At 66.7% G+C, this 17992-nt stretch carries 19 protein-coding genes; 16 read left to right on the plus strand and 3 right to left on the minus strand.

All coding sequences use genetic code 11. The features are described 5' to 3' along the window. Positions 1-32 precede the first annotated feature (32 nt). Positions 33-446: a 3-isopropylmalate dehydratase gene (locus tag ACI766_RS08420; protein WP_087823932.1), complete on the minus strand. Its 414-nt coding sequence runs from the start codon at positions 444-446 to the stop codon at positions 33-35. Positions 447-525: 79 nt separating this feature from the next. Here ACI766_RS08420 and ACI766_RS08425 point away from each other — a divergent pair, with 79 nt between their 5' ends. Beyond that, the gene (locus tag ACI766_RS08425; RefSeq protein WP_087823931.1) at positions 526-1029 is read left to right on the plus strand and encodes a cysteine hydrolase family protein; all 504 of its coding nucleotides are present in this window, start codon (positions 526-528) and stop codon (positions 1027-1029) included. Positions 1030-1032: 3 nt separating this feature from the next. Here the strand turns inward: ACI766_RS08425 and ACI766_RS08430 are convergent, their stop codons facing one another. Continuing rightward, complete coding sequence (locus ACI766_RS08430) at positions 1033-1548, minus strand: ankyrin repeat domain-containing protein (protein WP_003091630.1); 516 nt, start codon at positions 1546-1548, stop codon at positions 1033-1035. A gap of 490 nt (positions 1549-2038) precedes the next feature. Here ACI766_RS08430 and ACI766_RS08435 point away from each other — a divergent pair, with 490 nt between their 5' ends. The 13 genes from ACI766_RS08435 to ACI766_RS08495 all read left to right on the plus strand — a co-directional run bounded on the left by ACI766_RS08435 (position 2039) and on the right by ACI766_RS08495 (position 12655). Beyond that, positions 2039-3160: a beta-ketoacyl-ACP synthase III gene (locus ACI766_RS08435; RefSeq protein ID WP_017149223.1), complete on the plus strand. Its 1122-nt coding sequence runs from the start codon at positions 2039-2041 to the stop codon at positions 3158-3160. Positions 3161-3162: 2 nt separating this feature from the next. Continuing rightward, the gene (locus ACI766_RS08440) at positions 3163-3774 is read left to right on the plus strand and encodes an RNA polymerase sigma factor (RefSeq protein ID WP_003104434.1); all 612 of its coding nucleotides are present in this window, start codon (positions 3163-3165) and stop codon (positions 3772-3774) included. Then, positions 3768-4007, plus strand: a complete 240-nt coding sequence (locus ACI766_RS08445; RefSeq protein WP_003091627.1) for an anti-sigma factor family protein — start codon at positions 3768-3770, stop codon at positions 4005-4007. Before ACI766_RS08440 ends, ACI766_RS08445 begins: the two co-directional genes overlap by 7 nt. 405 nt (positions 4008-4412) lie before the next feature. Further along, a complete protein-coding gene (locus ACI766_RS08450; RefSeq protein ID WP_003091625.1) occupies positions 4413-4727 on the plus strand; it encodes a hypothetical protein in 315 nt (104 codons plus the stop codon). 18 nt (positions 4728-4745) lie between these two features. After that, entirely contained in the window at positions 4746-5600 is an 855-nt protein-coding gene (locus tag ACI766_RS08455; RefSeq protein ID WP_003114074.1) for a DUF692 domain-containing protein, read from the plus strand. Continuing rightward, on the plus strand, positions 5597-6331 hold the full coding sequence (locus tag ACI766_RS08460; protein ID WP_003114075.1) for a DUF2063 domain-containing protein: 735 nt from the start codon (positions 5597-5599) through the stop codon (positions 6329-6331). The genes ACI766_RS08455 and ACI766_RS08460 overlap by 4 nt, the downstream gene beginning before the upstream one ends. A 2-nt stretch (positions 6332-6333) precedes the next feature. Continuing rightward, on the plus strand, positions 6334-6924 hold the full coding sequence (locus ACI766_RS08465; protein ID WP_003119673.1) for a DoxX family protein: 591 nt from the start codon (positions 6334-6336) through the stop codon (positions 6922-6924). Positions 6925-7170: 246 nt separating this feature from the next. Beyond that, the gene (oprO, locus tag ACI766_RS08470) at positions 7171-8487 is read left to right on the plus strand and encodes an outer membrane porin OprO (RefSeq protein WP_003104423.1); all 1317 of its coding nucleotides are present in this window, start codon (positions 7171-7173) and stop codon (positions 8485-8487) included. Between the two features lie 458 nt (positions 8488-8945). Then, positions 8946-10268, plus strand: a complete 1323-nt coding sequence (gene oprP / locus ACI766_RS08475; protein WP_003122437.1) for an outer membrane porin OprP — start codon at positions 8946-8948, stop codon at positions 10266-10268. A gap of 168 nt (positions 10269-10436) precedes the next feature. Further along, the gene (locus ACI766_RS08480; protein ID WP_003091621.1) at positions 10437-10736 is read left to right on the plus strand and encodes a hypothetical protein; all 300 of its coding nucleotides are present in this window, start codon (positions 10437-10439) and stop codon (positions 10734-10736) included. 125 nt (positions 10737-10861) lie between these two features. Continuing rightward, positions 10862-11674 (plus strand): SDR family oxidoreductase, encoded by an 813-nt coding sequence (locus ACI766_RS08485; protein WP_003091619.1) that lies wholly within the window; start codon positions 10862-10864, stop codon positions 11672-11674. 232 nt (positions 11675-11906) lie between these two features. Continuing rightward, entirely contained in the window at positions 11907-12329 is a 423-nt protein-coding gene (locus tag ACI766_RS08490) for a hypothetical protein (protein ID WP_003091617.1), read from the plus strand. Continuing rightward, positions 12326-12655: a YnfA family protein gene (locus tag ACI766_RS08495; RefSeq protein WP_003111657.1), complete on the plus strand. Its 330-nt coding sequence runs from the start codon at positions 12326-12328 to the stop codon at positions 12653-12655. Before ACI766_RS08490 ends, ACI766_RS08495 begins: the two co-directional genes overlap by 4 nt. A 78-nt stretch (positions 12656-12733) precedes the next feature. On the opposite strand, the gene ACI766_RS08500 is transcribed toward ACI766_RS08495, so the two are convergent. Continuing rightward, on the minus strand, positions 12734-13021 hold the full coding sequence (locus ACI766_RS08500; RefSeq protein ID WP_412828496.1) for a hypothetical protein: 288 nt from the start codon (positions 13019-13021) through the stop codon (positions 12734-12736). A gap of 166 nt (positions 13022-13187) precedes the next feature. Between ACI766_RS08500 and ACI766_RS08505 the strand changes: the two genes are divergently transcribed. Next, a complete protein-coding gene (locus tag ACI766_RS08505; protein ID WP_003091614.1) occupies positions 13188-13571 on the plus strand; it encodes a hypothetical protein in 384 nt (127 codons plus the stop codon). A 68-nt stretch (positions 13572-13639) separates the two neighbouring features. After that, the gene (locus ACI766_RS08510; RefSeq protein WP_023121985.1) at positions 13640-17986 is read left to right on the plus strand and encodes a DEAD/DEAH box helicase; all 4347 of its coding nucleotides are present in this window, start codon (positions 13640-13642) and stop codon (positions 17984-17986) included. Positions 17987-17992: the final 6 nt, after the last annotated feature.

Raw genomic sequence — 17992 nt, forward strand, 5'->3', positions numbered from 1 at the left:
ACCGGCGAACGCGGCCGACCTGTCGCCCCGGATCATTCGGTGCGGATGTCGAACCCGCTGCTGGCCTCGCTGACGATACGGAAGCGCGTGTTGCCGTCCGCGGCGATCCGGGTTCTCAGCTCGCGGTTCAGCAGGCCCTTGCCGCAGAGAGTGTCGTCCTGGGTATCGATGCCGATACCGACCACATGCTCGCCCGCCGGCACCTGGAAGCTGGCTTCCTCGCCGACGCCGATGCGCGCGGCGACCTGGCGGTCGATAAGGAACGCCACGTAGCAGCCGCCGCCCAGGTAGCCATAGTCGCGGTGGACTTCCAGCCGGCCGCCACCGCTCACCGGTTGCTGGTAGCCGAGCAGGCGTTCGGCGGGGATCGCCCGGGTCTTCTCGGCGGGAACCGAGGAACAGCCGGCCAGGAGGAAAAGGATCGCTACGGCGTACATCGGGCGCATGAAGGCTCTCCGTCGAAAGGTTCCCTCAGGCTAGCCCAGTTTCGCTGGAGCGCGGAGCGACGGGGCGGAGTGGGCTAGAATGCCTGGCCTGTTCTTCCGGAGCCGACTACCGATGCGCCAGGCCCTGCTGATCGTCGACGTGCAACCCTGTTTCGCCCCGCCGGACTGGCTGCTGGAAGGCATCGGCCAACTGCTCGGGCGGATGCCCTCGGTGGCCAGCGTCGAGCGCCATGACGAATCCCGTACGCCGTTCCAGCGCCAGCTCGGCTGGCGACCCCCGCTCGACGATGCCTGCCTGGTGGCGGCCGACCGGGTCTTCGTCAAGCATGGCTACCTGCCGACGGCGGAACTCGTCGACCATCTGCGTGCGCTGCGAGCGGAACGGGTGCTGGTATGCGGCATCCAGGCCGACACCTGCGTGCTCGCCGCCGGCTTCGCCCTGTTCGACGCCGGCCTGCAACCGACCCTGGTCGGCGACCTGGTGTTCGGCTCCTCGCTGGATCGCTCGGGGGAGCTGGGTGTGCGCCTGTGGAAGCATCATTTCGGCCAGGTCGTCAGCCTGGCCGAGGTGCTGGCGGATTGAGGCTCAGTGGGGCCGGCTGAGCAGCGCGACCGTGGCCTCGGCATTCATCATCCGCGCTGCCGCCAGCGGCGTCAGCCCGGCGGCGTCCTGGGCGTCACGACGGGCGCCGTGGGCCAGCAGGCTGGCGGCGACCTCGGCCTGGTTGAACATGGCCGCCATCATCAGTGCGGTCTTGCCGTCGGCCGAGGCGCCCTCGACGTCGGCGCCGCCGGCGAGGAGCAGTTCGACCATCGCCAGGTCGCCCTTGAACGCAGCGCCGGCCAGCGGTGTCTGCCCGGCCAGGTTGCGCAGGTCCGGGTCGGCCTTGTAGGCCAGCAGCAGGCGTACCGTGTCGGCGTGGCCATGGTAGCTGGCCAGCATCAGCAGGCTATCGCCCTTGTGGTTGCGCAGGTTCGGCGGCAGGCCCTGTTGCAGCAGTTGCTCGAGGCGCTGGCTGTTGCCCTGGCGGGCCAGGTCGAACAACTGGTGGACGAACTCCTGGGTTTCCATATCCAGTTCTGGGCGAGGGCTATCGGTCATGGGGCTGCTTCCTTGTGAATACCGGGTTTGCCGAATGATAGGCGGCCTTGCCGAGGTGGGCTGTTGAGCATTGCCTATGGGGCGGGTTGGCAAATTCAATCGATGGTTGGGGTGGGAAGGTGCCAGCCTGCTGTGACCGGAAGCCGGCCTGGTTGCGTCGTCTTTACAGTTCGATACGGATATCGGTGGCGAAAACGGGGAAAATAAACCGATCGTGCGCCTATCGGCTGTGCCCGGCGCGCACTCTGGAATATCCTTGGCGCCTTCGATACCACTGAGCGGTGCGCGCGCTTGCCGAAGCGAGGCGGTGGCACACTGCGCAATGGCCGACCTTGCCCGGGCCCTGTACGAAAGCGCGTCGCCAACGTCTTTTCGTAGAGCGCCCGGCATCGCCGCGAGCGAACCCGTTTCCGGTGCCGGCCCCAGGCGGGCACCGCTATGCCTAATCGGCCCCGTTCGACGGCGGCCCAGCGAGAGAAGAGGAACAACTGTGCATAAAGCCGTCATCAGCGGAACCGGTCTTTATACTCCGCCCTACAGCATCTCCAACGATGAGCTGGTGGAGAGCTTCAATACCTTCGTGCGCCAGTACAACGACCAGCACGCCGAGGCCATCGCCAAGGGCGAACTGGAGGCGCTGGCCGAGTCCAGCTCGGCGTTCATCGAGAAGGCGTCCGGCATCAAGAGCCGCTTCGTGATGAACAAGGAAGGCATCCTCGACCCGCAGCGCATGGTTCCGTACCTTCCCGAGCGCAGCAACGACGAGTGGTCGATCCTCTGCGAGATGGCCGCGGCCGCCGCCAGGGAGGCGCTGCAGCGTGCCGGCCGCAGCGCCGCCGACATCGACGGGGTGATCGTCGCCTGCTCCAACCTGCAGCGCGCCTACCCGGCGATCGCGGTGGAGGTGCAGGCCGCGCTGGGCATCCAGGGCTACGGCTACGACATGAACGTGGCCTGCTCCTCGGCCACCTTCGGTATCCAGGCCGCCACCACCGCGATCCAGACCGGCCAGGCGCGGGCGATCCTGATGGTCAACCCGGAGATCTGCACCGGCCACCTGAACTTCCGCGACCGCGACAGCCACTTCATCTTCGGCGACGCCTGCACCGCGGTGATCGTCGAGCGCGCCGACCTGGCCGTGTCGAAGCACCAGTTCGACATCGTCAGCACCAGGCTGCTGACCCAGTTCTCCAACAACATCCGCAACAACTTCGGCTTCCTCAACCGCGCCGACGAGAGCGGTATCGGCAAGCGCGACAAGCTGTTCGTCCAGGAAGGCCGCAAGGTGTTCAAGGATGTCTGCCCGATGGTCGCCGAGCTGATCGGCGAGCACCTGGCGGCCAATGAAATCCAGGTCGCCGAGGTCAAGCGCTTCTGGCTGCACCAGGCCAACCTGAACATGAACCTGCTGATCACCCGCAAGCTGCTCGGCCGCGACGCCGAGGCGCACGAGGCGCCGGTGATCCTCGACAGCTACGCGAATACCAGTTCCGCCGGCTCGGTGATCGCCCTGCACAAGCACCAGGACGACCTGCCCAGCGGCGCCATCGGGGTGCTCAGCTCGTTCGGCGCCGGTTACTCGATCGGTAGCGTGATCCTGCGTAAACACTGATCGTGGCGGCGCCTACCGACGCCGAGCTGCTGCCGCGCCTGCTGGCCGGCGAGCAGCGAGCCTTCCGCGAGCTGGTTGGCGCCTACCAGGGCGCCATGCGGGCCGTGGCCTGGGCGATCATCGGCAGATCGCATACCGAGGAAGTGGTGCAGGACGCCTGGCTCGCGGCGGTTCGCGGGCTGGACGGGTTCCAGGGGCGTTCGAGCCTGAAGACCTGGCTGCTGACCATTACCGCCAATACCGCCAAGAGCCGCTTGCGCCAGGTTCGCCGGGAAGTTTTCCTCGACGACCTGCCGGGGCCCCATGGTACGGTGGATGACCAGCGCTTTGCCGCCGACGGTCACTGGAGCCAGCCGCCGCACGCCTGGCACGAGGATTCGCCGGAAGCCCTGCTCGCCGAGGGCGAACTGCGCGATTGCCTGGACAAGACCCTCAACGGTCTGTCCGAGCTGCAGCGCAGCGTGCTGACCCTGCGCGAACGCCAGGGCTTGGAGCTGGAGGAAATCCGTGATCTCCTGGATATCACGCTTTCCAATGTCCGGGTGCTGCTGCATCGCGCCCGCCTGAAGGTCTTCGCCACCCTGGAGCATTTCGAGGAGACCGGCCAATGCTGAGTTGCAAGGAACTGGTCGCCCGGTCCAGCGACTTTCTCGATGGGCAACTGGACTTCCGCGGACAACTGGCGGTGCGCAGCCACCTGCTCATGTGCCGGCATTGCCGGCGCTTCATCCGCCAGATGCGCCTGACCCAGGCGACCGTGCGCCATCTGCCGGAGGGGCAGGGGCCGGAACTCGACCGTCTGGCCGCGCATCTCTCCGAATTGCGCAAGGACGCCGCGCGGCGCTGAGCCGGGGTATCCTCGACACCAAGCCGCCGCCCGCGATTCGTGGGCGGCGGCTTTTTCGTTTCCGCTATCCGGCGTGGGCGAACCGAACCCGGCCTGGCATGGGTGGCTCTCCCTTCCGCGTGACGAGGTCGAGGAGTGTGGCTGGGCTTGGCGGATATCGCTGCGCGATATGCACCCTACGGAGGGGCGGCAATCCGTTTCGCTGGGCGAGCATCCGAAGTTGAGGAGAACGCCTGGGACCTGGCGAATATCGCCGACCGATATTTCTCCAGCAGGGGCAATCCCTGAGTTCAGGCAAAGGGACGGGAAATTTTTTTCGACTCCGCTGTAACGCCGCCAGGGGTGCTCCGTCCATTGGAGCGAGGACGCCATACCGGCGCCCGCTACCAACTTCAGGAGTTACCCATGAAAAAGATTTCCCTCGCTTCCTCCGTCGTCGGCGCTGCTCTGCTCGGCGTAGCCAGTGTCGGCGCGCATGCCGCGCAGAATCCCTTCGCCGTGCAGGAGCTGAGCAGCGGCTACAGCGTGGCTGCCGCCGAGAAAGCCAAGGAAGGTTCCTGCGGCGAGGCCAAGTGCGGTGCCGACAAGGGCAAGCGCGAAGCCTCCAAGGCCGGTCATGAAGGCAGCTGCGGTGCGGATCGCAAGGCCAAGGAAGGTTCCTGCGGTGGCGAGAAGAAGGCCGGCGAAGGCAACTGCGGCGCCGACAAGAAGAAGTCGTAAGGCCTGAGGAGACGGACCATGCAACGGGAATTCGTCAGCGGCGCCGGGCTAGGCCTGCGTCGCGCGCTGCTGGAGCCGCTCGGCGCCGGCGATGGGGTCCGGGTCGACTTCCTCGAGGTCGCTCCGGAGAACTGGATCGGCATCGGCGGCCGTCTCGGCCGCCAGTTCCGCGAGCTGACCGAGCGCCTGCCGTTCCTCTGCCATGGTCTGTCTCTCAACCTCGGTGGCTACGCCCCGCTGGACATGTCGTTGCTGCGCGCGATCAAGGGTTTCATCGAGCAGCATGACATCCGTGCCTACAGCGAGCACCTGTCGGCCTGCGCCGACGACGGCCAGCTCTACGACCTGATGCCGCTACCGTTCAGCGACGAATCGGTGCGCCGGGTCGCCGAACGGGTCCGGGTGGTACAGGACGTCCTCGAGCGGCCGTTGATCGTCGAGAACGTCTCGGCGTATGCGCGCTTGCCGGGCGAGCTGGAAGAGGTCGATTTCGTCCGCGCGGTACTGGAGGAAGCCGATTGCCAATTGCTGCTGGACGTCAACAACGTCTACGTCAACGCCTGCAACTTCGGTTTCGACGCACACGCCTACATCGCCGCGATGCCCAGCCGGAGGATCGCCTACCTGCACATGGCCGGGCACGACGAACAGGGCGCCAGCCTGAAGATCGACACCCATGGCGCGCCGGTCTGCGATCCGGTCTGGGAACTGCTGGCACATGCCTATGCCTGCCATGGCGAACGCCCGACGCTGCTGGAGCGCGATTTCAACCTCCCGCCACTGAGCGAGCTGTATGCCGAAACCGATCGCATCCGCGAGCTGCAGCGGCGCAGCGGTGAAGCGCAACTGCGCAGCCTGGGGTACGGCACATGAACCACACGACCTTGCAACGGCGTTTCGCCGCACGTATCCGCGATCCGCAGCAGGCCTTGCCGCCCGGCATCGCGACGGAGCGGATGGCGATCTACGAGGAACTGTTCTTCAACAACCTGGACGGTTTCATCAGTAGCGGTTTCCCGGTCCTGCGCCAGTTGTTCGACGAGCCGCGCTGGCATCGCCTGGTGCGTGCCTTCATGCGCGAGCATCGCTGCCGCACACCGTACTTCAGCCAATTGGGCGAGGAGTTCATCGGCTGGCTGCAGGACGGCTACCGCGCGGAGGAGGGCGATCCGCCCTTCCTGCTGGAGCTGGCTCACTACGAGTGGGTCGAGCTGGCCCTGTCGCTGGCCGAGGCGCCTGTCGAGACGCTGCCGCAGGCCTGGTCGTGGTCGCCACTGGCCTGGCCGCTGGCCTATCGCTGGCCGGTCCATCGCCTGGGGCCGAGCCATCGGCCGATGGAGCCGCCGGCCGAGCCGACCTGCCTGCTGGTCTGGCGCGATCCGGCGGAGCGGGTGCGCTTCCTGCACCTGTCGCCATTCGCCTATCGCCTCGCGCAGCGCCTGAGCGAGGAGGGCGAGGCGCCGGTGGCGCTGCTGCCGTTGTTGCGCGAGTTGGCCGGAAGCTGCGGCCTGAGCGCCGACGTGGAGTATTTCGAAAATGCCTTCGCCTTGCTGGAGGACTGGCACGCCCAGGGCATCCTCATGGGCGAGGGCGCTCTGGAGTGATGATGAAGACTGTCTTCCTGCGTTTACAGCATGCCCTCGACGTCACCCGTCGAGCGGATTTCCTCGCCCCGCTGGCGCTACGCCTGTACCTGGCGCCGGTGTTCTGGATGGCCGGCTGCCAGAAGCTGGCGGACATGCCGGCCACCATCGAGTGGTTCGGCAATCCCGACTGGGGACTCGGCCTGCCGTTTCCCGAACTGCTGGCCTGGCTCGCCGCGCTGAGCGAGGCCGGTGGCGCCGTGCTGCTGTTGTGCGGCCTGGCCGTGCGCTGGATCAGCCTGCCGCTGATGGTGACCATGCTGGTAGCGATCTTCGCCGTGCACTGGCCGAACGGCTGGCAGGCGATCGCCGATCCGTCCGCGCCGTTCGCCAACGCCCAGGTGCTGGAGGCCGGCGAGAAGCTGGCGCGGGCCCGGGAAATCCTGCGCGAATACGGCAACTACGACTGGCTGACGTCGAGCGGAAGCTTCGCCATCGTCAACAACGGCATCGAGTTCGCCGCGACCTACCTGGTGATGTTGCTCGCGCTGTTCTTCGGCGGCGCCGGCAAGTGGCTTTCTGCTGACTTCTGGATTGCTCAAAAATTGCGCTGAGATTTCTACCCATATCGAATAACCCGAAAGGCCCGTAGTAGAGGGCTTTTCGCGTTATTCGCATTGGAGATAAAAAGTTCCTCTGTAATGAAACATTTATCTCCATGCAATTTGGCTGCAATCTGCCATCGCCAAGATTCCCCCCAACACAAAGGGGCCGCCTTACGGCCAGCGCGGAACAAGGGGCGCGCTGTAGCCAGGCACTCGCGTGTTGCCAATGCACACACCATTAAGGGGAAATCTTCGATGATCCGTAAGCACTCGCTCGGCTTCGTTGCCAGCGCTCTGGCTCTGGCCGTATCTGCCCAGGCGTTCGCCGGCACCGTGACCACCGACGGCGCCGATATCGTGATCAAGACCAAGGGCGGCCTCGAAGTCGCCACCACCGACAAGGAATTCAGCTTCAAGCTGGGCGGTCGCCTGCAGGCCGACTACAGCCGTTTCGACGGTTTCTATACCAAGAATGGCAACACCGCCGACGCCGCCTACTTCCGCCGCGCCTTCATCGAACTCGGCGGCACCGCATACAAGGACTGGAAATACCAGATCAACTTCGACCTGTCGCACAACACCGGCAGCTCCGACAACGGCTATTTCGACGAAGCTTCGGTCACCTACACCGGCTTCAACCCGGTCAACCTGAAGTTCGGTCGCTTCGACCCCGACTTCGGCCTGGAAAAGGCCACCAGCTCCAAGTGGGTGACCGCTCCCGAGCGTAACGCCGCCTACGAACTGGCCGACTGGATCAACACCCACCAGGACGGCATGGGCGCCCAGGTCAACTCGACCCTCGCCGACATGGCCTACCTGTCCGCCGGCGTATCCGCCAAGGACGCCGACGACAGCGACGGCGACAGCGTCAAGCAGTTCAACTTCCGCGGCGTGTTCGCGCCGATGCACGAAGCCGGCAATGTTCTGCATGTCGGCGTGAACTATGCCTACCGCGACCTCGACGACACCGCCTTCGACTCGCGCATCCGTCCGCGCCTGGGCATGCGCGGCATCGCCACCAGCGGCGGCAACGACGCCGGTGACAACGGCAACCGCGCGACCTTCGGCGGCGTCTCCAACTCGCCGGCCGGTTCCTACAAGGACGACAGCGTCTGGGGCCTGGAAGGCGCCTGGGCGATGGGCCCGTTCTCGGCCCAGGCCGAATACCTGGCACGCAAGCTGAAGGCCGATGACAACGCCTACAAGGACATCAAGGCCAAGGGTTACTACGCGCAACTGGCCTACACCCTGACCGGCGAGTCCCGCCAGTACAAGCTGGAAGGTGCCAAGTTCGACTCCGTCAAGCCGGAAAACAAGGAAATCGGCGCCTGGGAAGTGTTCTACCGCTACGACAACATCAAGGTGGAAGACGACAACGTGGTCGCCGATACCGCCACTCGCGAAGTCGGCGACACCAAGGCCAAGGCCCACAACCTGGGCGTGAACTGGTACGTCAACGATGCGGTGAAGATCAGCGCGGCCTACGTCAAGGCGAAGACCGACAAGATCACCAACAACAATGGCGACGATGACGGCGACGGCTTCGTGACCCGTTTGCAGTACGTGTTCTAAGAAGCGACAACGATCTGCTCCTGTTTTCGGCCTCGCTCCGGCGAGGTCTTTTTAATCGCTTCCTTACCCGGTTGTGGCGATGTTGGCAGCCTGCAACCGGGTCTTTCTTTCGTTACAGGTCCACCCGCAGGTACTGGCAGGAATATCCGAAAGCCAGACGGTTATCGGCAGAAACTCTTGATTTTCATTGCAGTCATGCAATCTTCGCAAGGTTGCCGCAATATATGAAATAAACTGTTACATCTGTCGCCCGGACCTGATGCCTCTAGGCCTGCGCCCTTATCCGACGGCCTCATCCAGGCGCTATCCGGCTGCCTGTCACAAAAGCTTTCGCGCTTTGCAGTCTCGCTGTCACAACCCATCCAGATGATCCCCCTCCAGCAGCGCCGGCCGGCGACAGAACCGGCCGTTTCCGCGCTGCTCAAGACCATTCGAAATCCGAACAGGGGACTTACCTGATGATTCGCAGACACTCGTGCAAAGGGGTGGGGAGCAGTGTTGCCTGGAGTTTGCTGGGCCTGGCGATTTCCGCGCAGAGCCTGGCCGGGACCGTGACCACCGACGGTGCCGACATCGTGATCAAGACCAAGGGCGGCCTCGAAGTCGCCACCACCGACAAGGAATTCAGCTTCAAGCTCGGCGGCCGCCTGCAGGCCGACTACGGCCGCTTCGACGGCTACTACACGAACAACGGCAATACCGCCGATGCCGCCTACTTCCGCCGCGCCTACCTGGAGTTCGGCGGCACCGTCTACCGGGACTGGAAGTACCAGATCAACTACGACCTGTCGCGCAACGTCGGCAACGACAGCGCCGGCTACTTTGACGAAGCTTCGGTCACCTATACCGGCTTCAACCCGGTCAACCTGAAGTTCGGCCGCTTCTACACCGACTTCGGCCTGGAAAAGGCCACCAGCTCCAAATGGGTCACCGCGCTGGAGCGCAACCTCACCTACGACATCGCCGACTGGGTCAACGACAACGTCGGTACCGGTATCCAGGCCAGCTCGGTGGTGGGCGGCATGGCTTTCCTCTCGGGCAGCGTGTTCAGCGAGAACAACAACGATACCGACGGCGACAGCGTCAAGCGCTACAACCTGCGCGGCGTGTTCGCGCCGCTGCACGAGCCGGGCAACGTGGTGCACCTGGGCCTGCAATACGCCTATCGCGACCTGGAGGACAGCGCGGTGGATACCCGGATCCGCCCGCGCATGGGCATGCGCGGCGTCTCCACCAATGGCGGCAACGATGCCGGCAGCAATGGCAACCGCGGTCTGTTCGGCGGCAGTTCGGCAGTCGAGGGGCTGTGGAAGGACGACTCGGTCTGGGGCCTGGAAGGCGCCTGGGCGCTGGGTGCCTTCTCGGCCCAGGCCGAGTACCTGCGGCGCACGGTCAAGGCCGAGCGCGACCGCGAGGATCTCAAGGCCTCCGGCTATTACGCGCAACTGGCCTACACCCTCACCGGCGAGCCGCGCCTCTACAAGCTGGACGGCGCCAAGTTCGACACCATCAAGCCGGAGAACAAGGAAATCGGCGCCTGGGAGCTGTTCTACCGCTACGACTCGATCAAGGTCGAGGATGACAACATCGTCGTCGACAGCGCCACCCGCGAGGTCGGCGACGCCAAGGGCAAGACCCATACCCTGGGCGTCAACTGGTACGCCAACGAGGCGGTGAAGGTTTCCGCCAACTACGTCAAGGCGAAGACCGACAAGATCAGCAATGCCAACGGCGACGATAGCGGCGATGGCCTGGTGATGCGCCTGCAGTACGTGTTCTGAGGCGCTCGGGCCCCGTCCGGCGGGCGGGGCTCGTTTCCGCAGGATGTTACCCGCGTCATGAAATTGCCTGGTGGATGTCCGGGCGGGCCGCCCAGCTTGACCCAGGGCACAGATCGCATGGCGGCATCTGGCTATGCTGGTCCCTCGGAAACGCTCTGGGAGGGACTGATGATCGGCTGGGGACGTGCCTGTATTGGCGTCGGGGGGCTGCTGTTGCTGGGCCAGTTGCTGGGGGGCGCCCTGCTGCTCGCGGACGACGGCGAAGCGACGCTGGCGGTCGAACACTTCTGGCAATTCGTCTTCCTGATCCCGGCGATCCTGGTGGCACTGGGAATGTTCGTCCTGCAGCATCACGTGGGTTCCTTCGCCCAGTTGTACCGCCGGCGTCTCGATGGCGCCTCCTACCTGCTGGTTTCCTGCGGCATCGCCCTGGTCCTGGGCAAGCTCTGCGTCCTGCTGCTCGCCTGAGCCCCTCGCGCGGCCCGGCATGTCCGGGTTTGCCCGAGGCATTCAGCTTCCTGATTTAGCCGGAGGGCGCTGAAACCCTTGGTTACACTGGCCTTCATCACACGAACAGGAAGGCAGGACCCCCTATGCAAAACCGCATGATGATCACCGGTGCCGGCTCCGGGCTGGGGCGCGAAATCGCCCTGCGCTGGGCGCGTGACGGCTGGCGCCTGGCGCTGGCCGACGTCAACGAGGCCGGCCTGGCGGAAAGCCTGAAACTGGTGCGCGAGGCGGGTGGCGATGGCTTCACCCAGCGTTGCGACGTACGCGACTACAGTCAACTGACCGCGCTGGCGCAGAGCTGCGAGGAGAAGTTCGGCGGCATCGACGTCATCGTCAACAACGCCGGGGTGGCCTCCGGCGGCTTCTTCGGCGAGTTGTCCCTGGAGGACTGGGACTGGCAGATCGCGATCAACCTGATGGGCGTGGTCAAGGGCTGCAAGGCCTTCCTGCCGTTGCTGGAGCGAAGCAAGGGCAAGATCGTCAACATCGCCTCGATGGCGGCGTTGATGCAGGGCCCGGCGATGAGCAACTACAACGTGGCCAAGGCCGGGGTGGTGGCGCTTTCGGAAAGCCTGCTGGTAGAGCTGGCGCTGGTCGAGGTCGGCGTCCATGTGGTCTGTCCTTCGTTCTTCCAGACCAACCTGCTGGACTCTTTCCGCGGCCCGAGCCCCGAGATGAAGCACCAGGTCGGCAAGTTGCTGGAGAGTTCGCCGATCAGCGCCGCCGACATCGCCGACTACATCCACGCCGAAGTGGCCAAGGGCAGTTTCCTGATCCTGCCCCACGAGCAGGCGCGGATGGCCTGGAGGATCAAGCAGCAGAATCCCCAGGCGATCTATGACGAGATGACCGCGATGGCCGGCAAGATGCAGGCCAAGCGTCAGCGCCAGGCCTGAGTGGAAATGGCTGCAGGCCAGCAGGGGCGCGGCTTTGCACCATTGCGGTGCGGCGCAGATAGTGCTTGCCCAAGGCGGTGCGATCGAGTAGCTTGAGTCACCGGCCTGCCTGCCGAAGTACGTTGGACCCCACAAGAAGCCTCGCTCATTTGCGAGGCTTTTTGCTTTTCCGGCCTCGCGCCCTGTGCTAGAAGGCTGCCTCTGCGAGTCCGTTCTGTTCTGGAGTACCCCTGTGGAGTCTGAATCCATCGTCTATGGCTGCATCCGCGACTGGCCGGGCGATTCGATGGAGCGGCGCATGCGTCGTGCCGCCAACCGCCGCGTGCTGGACAGCCTGCCGGGCGGCGAGGCCTGGCCGTTCCTCGGACGCGAGATGTTCAGCCGCTGCGAGCAGTCCGGGGCCGGGCTCTACCAGACCCAGATCATCCACTTCGGTGCCAGCTACCAGGCCATCGAATACGAGTGGAGCCTGTGGGTCGAGCAGTTCGAGGCGTTGCTCAGGCGCCTCTACTGGGCCAGCGCGGTGGTCCACCTGGAGACCGAAGTGAACGGCAGCCATACCTTCCGCTGGGAGTCCGAGCGTGGCTTCCATACCCCCCAGGAGAGCGACCTGCAGGTCCGCTGCGCCTGGGAGCGGGAGGGCGGGCGGCGGTGATCAACTACTTCTGGTTCGTCCTCGCGGCGTTCTGCGAGATCGCCGGCTGCTACGCTTTCTATCTCTGGCTGCGGCTGGGCAAGAGCGCCCTGTGGGTGCTGCCCGGCCTGCTCAGCCTGACCCTGTTCGCCTTGCTGCTGACCCGCGTGGAGGCCAGCTACGCCGGCCGCGCCTATGCCGCCTATGGCGGCATCTACGTCGCCGCGTCGCTGTTCTGGCTGGCTTTTGTCGAGCGCTCGCGGCCGCTATGGAGCGACTGGCTGGGCGTGGCCTTGTGCGTGGTCGGTGCCAGCGTCGTGCTGTTCGGCCCGCGCCTGTCTCAGTGACTCAGGCGGGGTGGGTGGCGCGCCCGTCACGGGCGCCGGACCCCGCCGTCCCGGGCCGCCGCACCCCGAACCGGCGGATCACTGCGAAGTGTTGCGCTGTACGTCACCTTTTTCCTGATCCAGTTCCTTGAGCATCTGCGCGTAGGCATCGCAATCGCTCGGCCGGTTCTGTTCCGAGCGGGCTTCCTGGCGCTGGCGCAACTGCTCGTTGAGTTCCCTGGCCCGTTGCGGGTTCTTCTGGGTGATCGAGGCGACCTTGGTGGCGACTTCCCTGCCCATCTTTTCCGCCTCCGCTTCGGAACAGGCGAAGACCGGCGTGGCGACCAGCAAGGCGCAGGCGCTGGCGAGGGCGAAAAGCGGTTTCATGGCGTACTCCTGTGGGGTGGTCCTGAGCGGTGGAGCCCGGTCGAGCCGACAAAGTTCAGCCGCAACGCCGGACGGCGACCGATTCGAACCCTCGCGGCGGGTTGCGGGTCGCACGCATAGAGAGGGTGCGAAGGACCCTCGTTGCTTATGCCGCAGGAGGTATGCCATGACTCACGATTGGGATCTGGTCGAACGGTTGCTGCTGGAGGTCCGGCAGTCCGCCCATGAGAACTTCGCCCCGCGCGCCCATGCCGAACGCCTGGCCGAGGAACGCTCCCAGGCCGGGCAGCGGGTCGGCGACATGGATGCGTTGAAGCAGAAGGCCGCCGACTACGAGGCGATCCTGCTGGAGGGCGGCTTCATCGAGCCGCGTCCGGAAGAGCAGGGCGGCAATGGCGAGAACTTCGTCCTCACGCCGCGCGGCGAGCGCCTGCTCGGCCTGATCGGCGGCGAGACGCCGAAGGCCGCCGAGGCTCGCCGGCTGCTCGAGGAGAACGGCAGCGAAGCGCTGCACGCCGAGCGCTTCGACCGTTTCGTCGCCGGGCTCTGAAACTGCGCCCGACGGGCGATCGGCGGGGCTTGTGAGTCGCCCGCGGCGCCACCATAGTGCGAAGCATGATGCCTATTTCATCCTCTTCCGCCCGCCGCGCCGAGCCGGCTCCGCGGCCCCTGGCGGAGTTCCATCCCGTCGTCCGCCAGTGGTTCGAACGCCACTTCGCCGCGCCCACGCCGGCGCAGGTGGAGGCCTGGCCGGCGATCCGCGAGGGGCTTTCGACCCTGGTCGCCGCGCCCACCGGTTCGGGCAAGACCCTGACCGCCTTCCTCGCCGCCATCGATGCCTTGGTGGTGGAGGGGCTGGCCGCCGGCGGCGAGTTGGCGGATGCCACCCAGGTGGTCTATGTCTCGCCGCTGAAAGCGCTGTCCAACGACATCCGCATCAACCTGGAGCAACCGCTGGCTGGCATCCGCGAGGAACTGGCGCGTCTCGGCCTGCCCGACGTCGATATCCGTAGCGCGGTGCGCACCGGCGATACGCCGCAGGTCGAGCGCGGATCGATGCGCAAGCGCCCGCCGCACATCCTGGTCACCACGCCCGAATCGCTGTACATCCTGCTCGGCTCGGAGTCGGGCCGGCAGATGCTTGCCGGGGTGCGCAGCGTGATCGTCGACGAGATCCATGCCCTGGCCGGCAGCAAGCGCGGCAGCCACCTGGCGCTGTCGCTGGAGCGCCTGCAGGCGCTGTGTCCGCGACCGCTGCTGCGGATCGGGCTGTCCGCCACGCAGAAACCGATCGAGAAGGTCGCGCGCTTCCTCGTCGGCGCCAGCGGCAATCCGCGCGATCCGGCCTGCCGGATCGTCGACATCGGCTATACGCGCCCCCGCGACCTGGGCATCGAGGTACCGCCGGTGGCGCTGGAAGCGGTGATGTCCAACGACACCTGGGAGCTGGTCTACGACCGCCTGGCGCACCTGGCCGGCGAGCACCGCACCACCCTGGTGTTCGTCAACACCCGGCGCATGGCCGAGCGGGTCACCCGCTTCCTCGCCGAACGCCTCGGCAGCCGCCAGGTGGCGGCCCACCACGGCAGCCTGGCCAAGGAGCTGCGCCTGGATGCCGAGCAGCGCCTCAAGGCCGGGCAATTGAAGGTACTGGTGGCGACCGCCTCGCTGGAGCTGGGCATCGATATCGGCGACGTCGAGTTGGTCTGCCAGTTGTCGTCGCCGCGCTCCATCGCCGCCTTCCTGCAACGGGTCGGGCGTTCCGGGCACAGTGTCGGCGGCACCCCCAAGGGCCGGTTGTTCCCGACCTCCCGCGACGACCTGGTGGAATGCGCGGCGCTGCTCGACAGCGTGCGCCGTGGCGAGCTGGACAGCCTGGTGCTGCCACGCCAGCCGCTGGACGTGCTGGCGCAGCAGATCGTCGCCGAAGTGGCCTGCCAGGAGTGGCGCGAGGACGACCTCTATCGGCTGGTGATCCGCGCCGAACCCTACGCCGGGCTGGAGCGCGAGCGCTTCGACGAAGTCCTGCGGATGCTTGCCGAGGGCTACCACTCACGCCTCGGCGTGCGCGGCGCCTATCTCCATCGCGATGCGCTCAACGGCCTGCTCCGTGGCCGCCGTGGCGCGCGGCTGACCGCGCTGACCTCGGGCGGGACCATTCCCGATACCGGCGACTACAGCGTGCTGCTGGAGCCGCAGGGCCTGCTGGTGGGGACGGTCAACGAAGATTTCGCGGTGGAGAGCCTGGCCGGCGATGTGTTCCAGCTGGGCAACACCTCGTACCGGATCATCCGCATCGAGCCGGGACGGGTACGGGTCGAGGACGCCCAGGGCCAGCCGCCGAACATTCCGTTCTGGCTGGGTGAGGCGCCGGGGCGCAGCGACGAGCTGTCGGCCAGCGTGGCGCGCCTGCGCGACACCCTCGACGAGCTGCTCGGCGAAGGCCAGGCATTGCCGGAAGGGCAGCGGCTGGAGCCAGCCATCGCCTGGCTCGGCGCCACCCTCGGGCTGGACGATGGCGCCGCGCGGCAGATCGTCGAGTACCTGGCCCGCGCCCGCCAGGCCCTGGGTGGCCTGCCCGGGAGCCGGCGGCTGGTGATGGAACGCTTCTTCGACGAATCCGGCGGCATGCAACTGATCATCCACAGTCCCCACGGCAGCCGCCTCAACCGCGCCTGGGGCCTGGCGCTGCGCAAGCGTTTCTGCCGCAGCTTCAACTTCGAGCTGCAGGCGGCGGCCACCGAAGACGCGATCATCCTCTCGCTGTCCACCAGCCACAGCTTTCCCCTCGACGAGGTCTGGCGCTACCTGCATTCGGCGAGCGCCGAGCACCTGTTGGTACAGGCCGTGCTCGACGCGCCGCTGTTCGGCGTGCGCTGGCGCTGGAACCTGACCACCTCGCTCGGTTTGCCGCGCTATGCCGGCGGTCGCAAGGTGCCGCCGCAACTGCTGCGGATGAAGAGCGAGGATCTGCTGGCCAGCGTGTTCCCCGACCAGGTGGCGTGCCTGGAGAATATCGTCGGCGAGCGCGAGGTGCCCGATCACCCGCTGGTGGCGCAGACCCTCGACGACTGCCTGCACGAGGCGATGGATTGCGACGGCTGGCTGGCCCTGCTGCGCGACATGGAGAGCGGGGCGGTGGACTTGCTGGCGCGCGACCTGCCGGCGCCTTCGGCGTTGGCGGCGGAGATACTCACCGCGCGTCCCTACGCCTATCTCGACGATGCGCCGCTGGAAGAGCGGCGTACCCAGGCGGTACAGAATCGCCGCTGGAGCGATCCCGAGTCCGCCGACGACCTCGGCGCCCTGGACCTTGAGGCGATCGAGGCGGTGCGTGGCGAGGCCTGGCCGGAAGCGCGCAACGCCGACGAGATGCATGAGGCGCTGAACAGCCTGGGCTTCCTCACCTCGGGCGAGGCCGAGGCCAATCCGGGCTGGGGGGAATGGCTTGCGCAACTGTCGGAGCAACGCCGCGCCGGACGCCTGGACTGCGCAGGCAGCACTCTCTGGCTGGCGGCGGAGCGCCTGCCGGCGATGCGCCTGGTGCATCCCGCGGCGAAGGTGCCCGACGCTTTCCAGGCGCCTCGCGGCTATCCGCCGCTGGACTCGGCGGAAGCGGCGACCGTGGAGCTGACCCGCGCCCGCCTGGGTGGCTTCGGGCCGCGCACGGCCGGGCAGTTGGCGGCCGACCTGGGCATCGGCCTGGCCGACCAGCAGTACGCGTTGGGCGCCCTGGAGCGCGAAGGCTATGTGCTGCGTGGCCGCTTCAGTCCTGGCGCGACGGAAGAGGAGTGGTGCGAACGCCATCTGCTGGCGCGCATCCATCGCTATACGGTGAAGCGCCTGCGCCGGGAAATCGAGCCGGTGCAGCGCGCCGATTTCATGCGCTTCCTGTTCGACTGGCAGCGCCTGGCGCCGGGCACCCGTGGCCGGGGAGCGGAGTCCCTGGCTACGGTGGTCGAGCAACTGGAAGGCTTCCAGGCCGCGGCGGCCGCCTGGGAAAGCGAACTGCTGGCAGCGCGGGTGGCCGACTACGCCAGCCATTGGCTGGACCAGCTGTGCCGTTCCGGACGCATCGTATGGGCGCGCCTGGCCGGACGCAGCAAGGCCGCCGGCGGTCCGCTGCGCAGCGCGCCGATCGTGCTCCTGCCGCGCCGCGAGCTGGGGCTCTGGAGCGTCCTGCAGCGCGACGCGCCGGAGCCGGAACTGTCGCCGCGCGCGGCCAGGGTACTGGAGGTGCTGCGCGAGCAGGGTGCATCGTTCTTCGACGAACTGAGCCAGGATGCCCACCTGCTGCGCAGCGAGCTGGAGAACGCCCTCGGCGAGCTGGTCTCGGTCGGCCGGGTCAACGCCGACAGCTTCGCCGGGCTGCGCACCCTGCTGATGCCGGCGGACAAGCGCAGCCGCCAGGAGCGCCGCTCGCGCGGCCTGCCGGGCGGCATGCAGGACGCCGGGCGCTGGGCGCCGCTGCGCCGGGCGAAGGCGGAAGAGGCGGGGCAGCGTTTGCCGGCGGAGGTTCTCGAACATGTCGCCCGGACCTTGCTGCGGCGCTATGGGGTGGTCGCCTGGCGCCTGCTGGAGCGCGAGGCTGACTGGCTGCCGCCGTGGCGCGAGTTGCTGCGCGTCTACCATCGCCTGGAAGCGCGCGGCGAGATTCGCGGCGGGCGCTTCATCGCCGGCCTGGCCGGCGAGCAGTTCGCCTTGGCGGAAGCGGTCGGCCTGTTGCGCGAGGTGCGCAAGCGACCGCCGGATGGGGCGATGCTGGTGGTGTCGGCAGTCGATCCGTTGAACCTGGTCGGCGGCCTGCTACCCGGCGAACGGGTGCCGGCGGTGACCGGCAACCGCCTGCTCTATCGAGACGGAGCGCCGCTGGCGGCGCTGGTAGCCGGCAAGGTGCGGATGCTCGCGGAAGTCGACGGCGAAACCGCGCAGCAGATCCGTGCGCTGCTGATCCGCCGTCACTGAGGCCCG

The organism is Pseudomonas sp. DL (genome assembly GCF_047199225.1).
Lineage (GTDB): Bacteria > Pseudomonadota > Gammaproteobacteria > Pseudomonadales > Pseudomonadaceae > Pseudomonas > Pseudomonas aeruginosa.

Excerpts from the sequence above, each read along its gene's own strand:
- ACI766_RS08420 (WP_087823932.1), bottom strand. The coding sequence starts at position 446 with ATGCGCCCGATGTACGCCGTAGCGATCCTTTTCCTCCTGGCCGGCTGT.
- ACI766_RS08425 (WP_087823931.1), top strand. The coding sequence starts at position 526 with ATGCCTGGCCTGTTCTTCCGGAGCCGACTACCGATGCGCCAGGCCCTG.
- ACI766_RS08430 (WP_003091630.1), bottom strand. The coding sequence starts at position 1,548 with ATGACCGATAGCCCTCGCCCAGAACTGGATATGGAAACCCAGGAGTTC.
- ACI766_RS08445 (WP_003091627.1), top strand. The coding sequence starts at position 3,768 with ATGCTGAGTTGCAAGGAACTGGTCGCCCGGTCCAGCGACTTTCTCGAT.
- ACI766_RS08450 (WP_003091625.1), top strand. The coding sequence starts at position 4,413 with ATGAAAAAGATTTCCCTCGCTTCCTCCGTCGTCGGCGCTGCTCTGCTC.
- ACI766_RS08455 (WP_003114074.1), top strand. The coding sequence starts at position 4,746 with ATGCAACGGGAATTCGTCAGCGGCGCCGGGCTAGGCCTGCGTCGCGCG.
- ACI766_RS08460 (WP_003114075.1), top strand. The coding sequence starts at position 5,597 with ATGAACCACACGACCTTGCAACGGCGTTTCGCCGCACGTATCCGCGAT.
- ACI766_RS08465 (WP_003119673.1), top strand. The coding sequence starts at position 6,334 with ATGAAGACTGTCTTCCTGCGTTTACAGCATGCCCTCGACGTCACCCGT.
- oprO (WP_003104423.1), top strand. The coding sequence starts at position 7,171 with ATGATCCGTAAGCACTCGCTCGGCTTCGTTGCCAGCGCTCTGGCTCTG.
- oprP (WP_003122437.1), top strand. The coding sequence starts at position 8,946 with ATGATTCGCAGACACTCGTGCAAAGGGGTGGGGAGCAGTGTTGCCTGG.
- ACI766_RS08480 (WP_003091621.1), top strand. The coding sequence starts at position 10,437 with ATGATCGGCTGGGGACGTGCCTGTATTGGCGTCGGGGGGCTGCTGTTG.
- ACI766_RS08485 (WP_003091619.1), top strand. The coding sequence starts at position 10,862 with ATGCAAAACCGCATGATGATCACCGGTGCCGGCTCCGGGCTGGGGCGC.
- ACI766_RS08500 (WP_412828496.1), bottom strand. The coding sequence starts at position 13,021 with ATGAAACCGCTTTTCGCCCTCGCCAGCGCCTGCGCCTTGCTGGTCGCC.
- ACI766_RS08505 (WP_003091614.1), top strand. The coding sequence starts at position 13,188 with ATGACTCACGATTGGGATCTGGTCGAACGGTTGCTGCTGGAGGTCCGG.
- ACI766_RS08510 (WP_023121985.1), top strand. The coding sequence starts at position 13,640 with ATGCCTATTTCATCCTCTTCCGCCCGCCGCGCCGAGCCGGCTCCGCGG.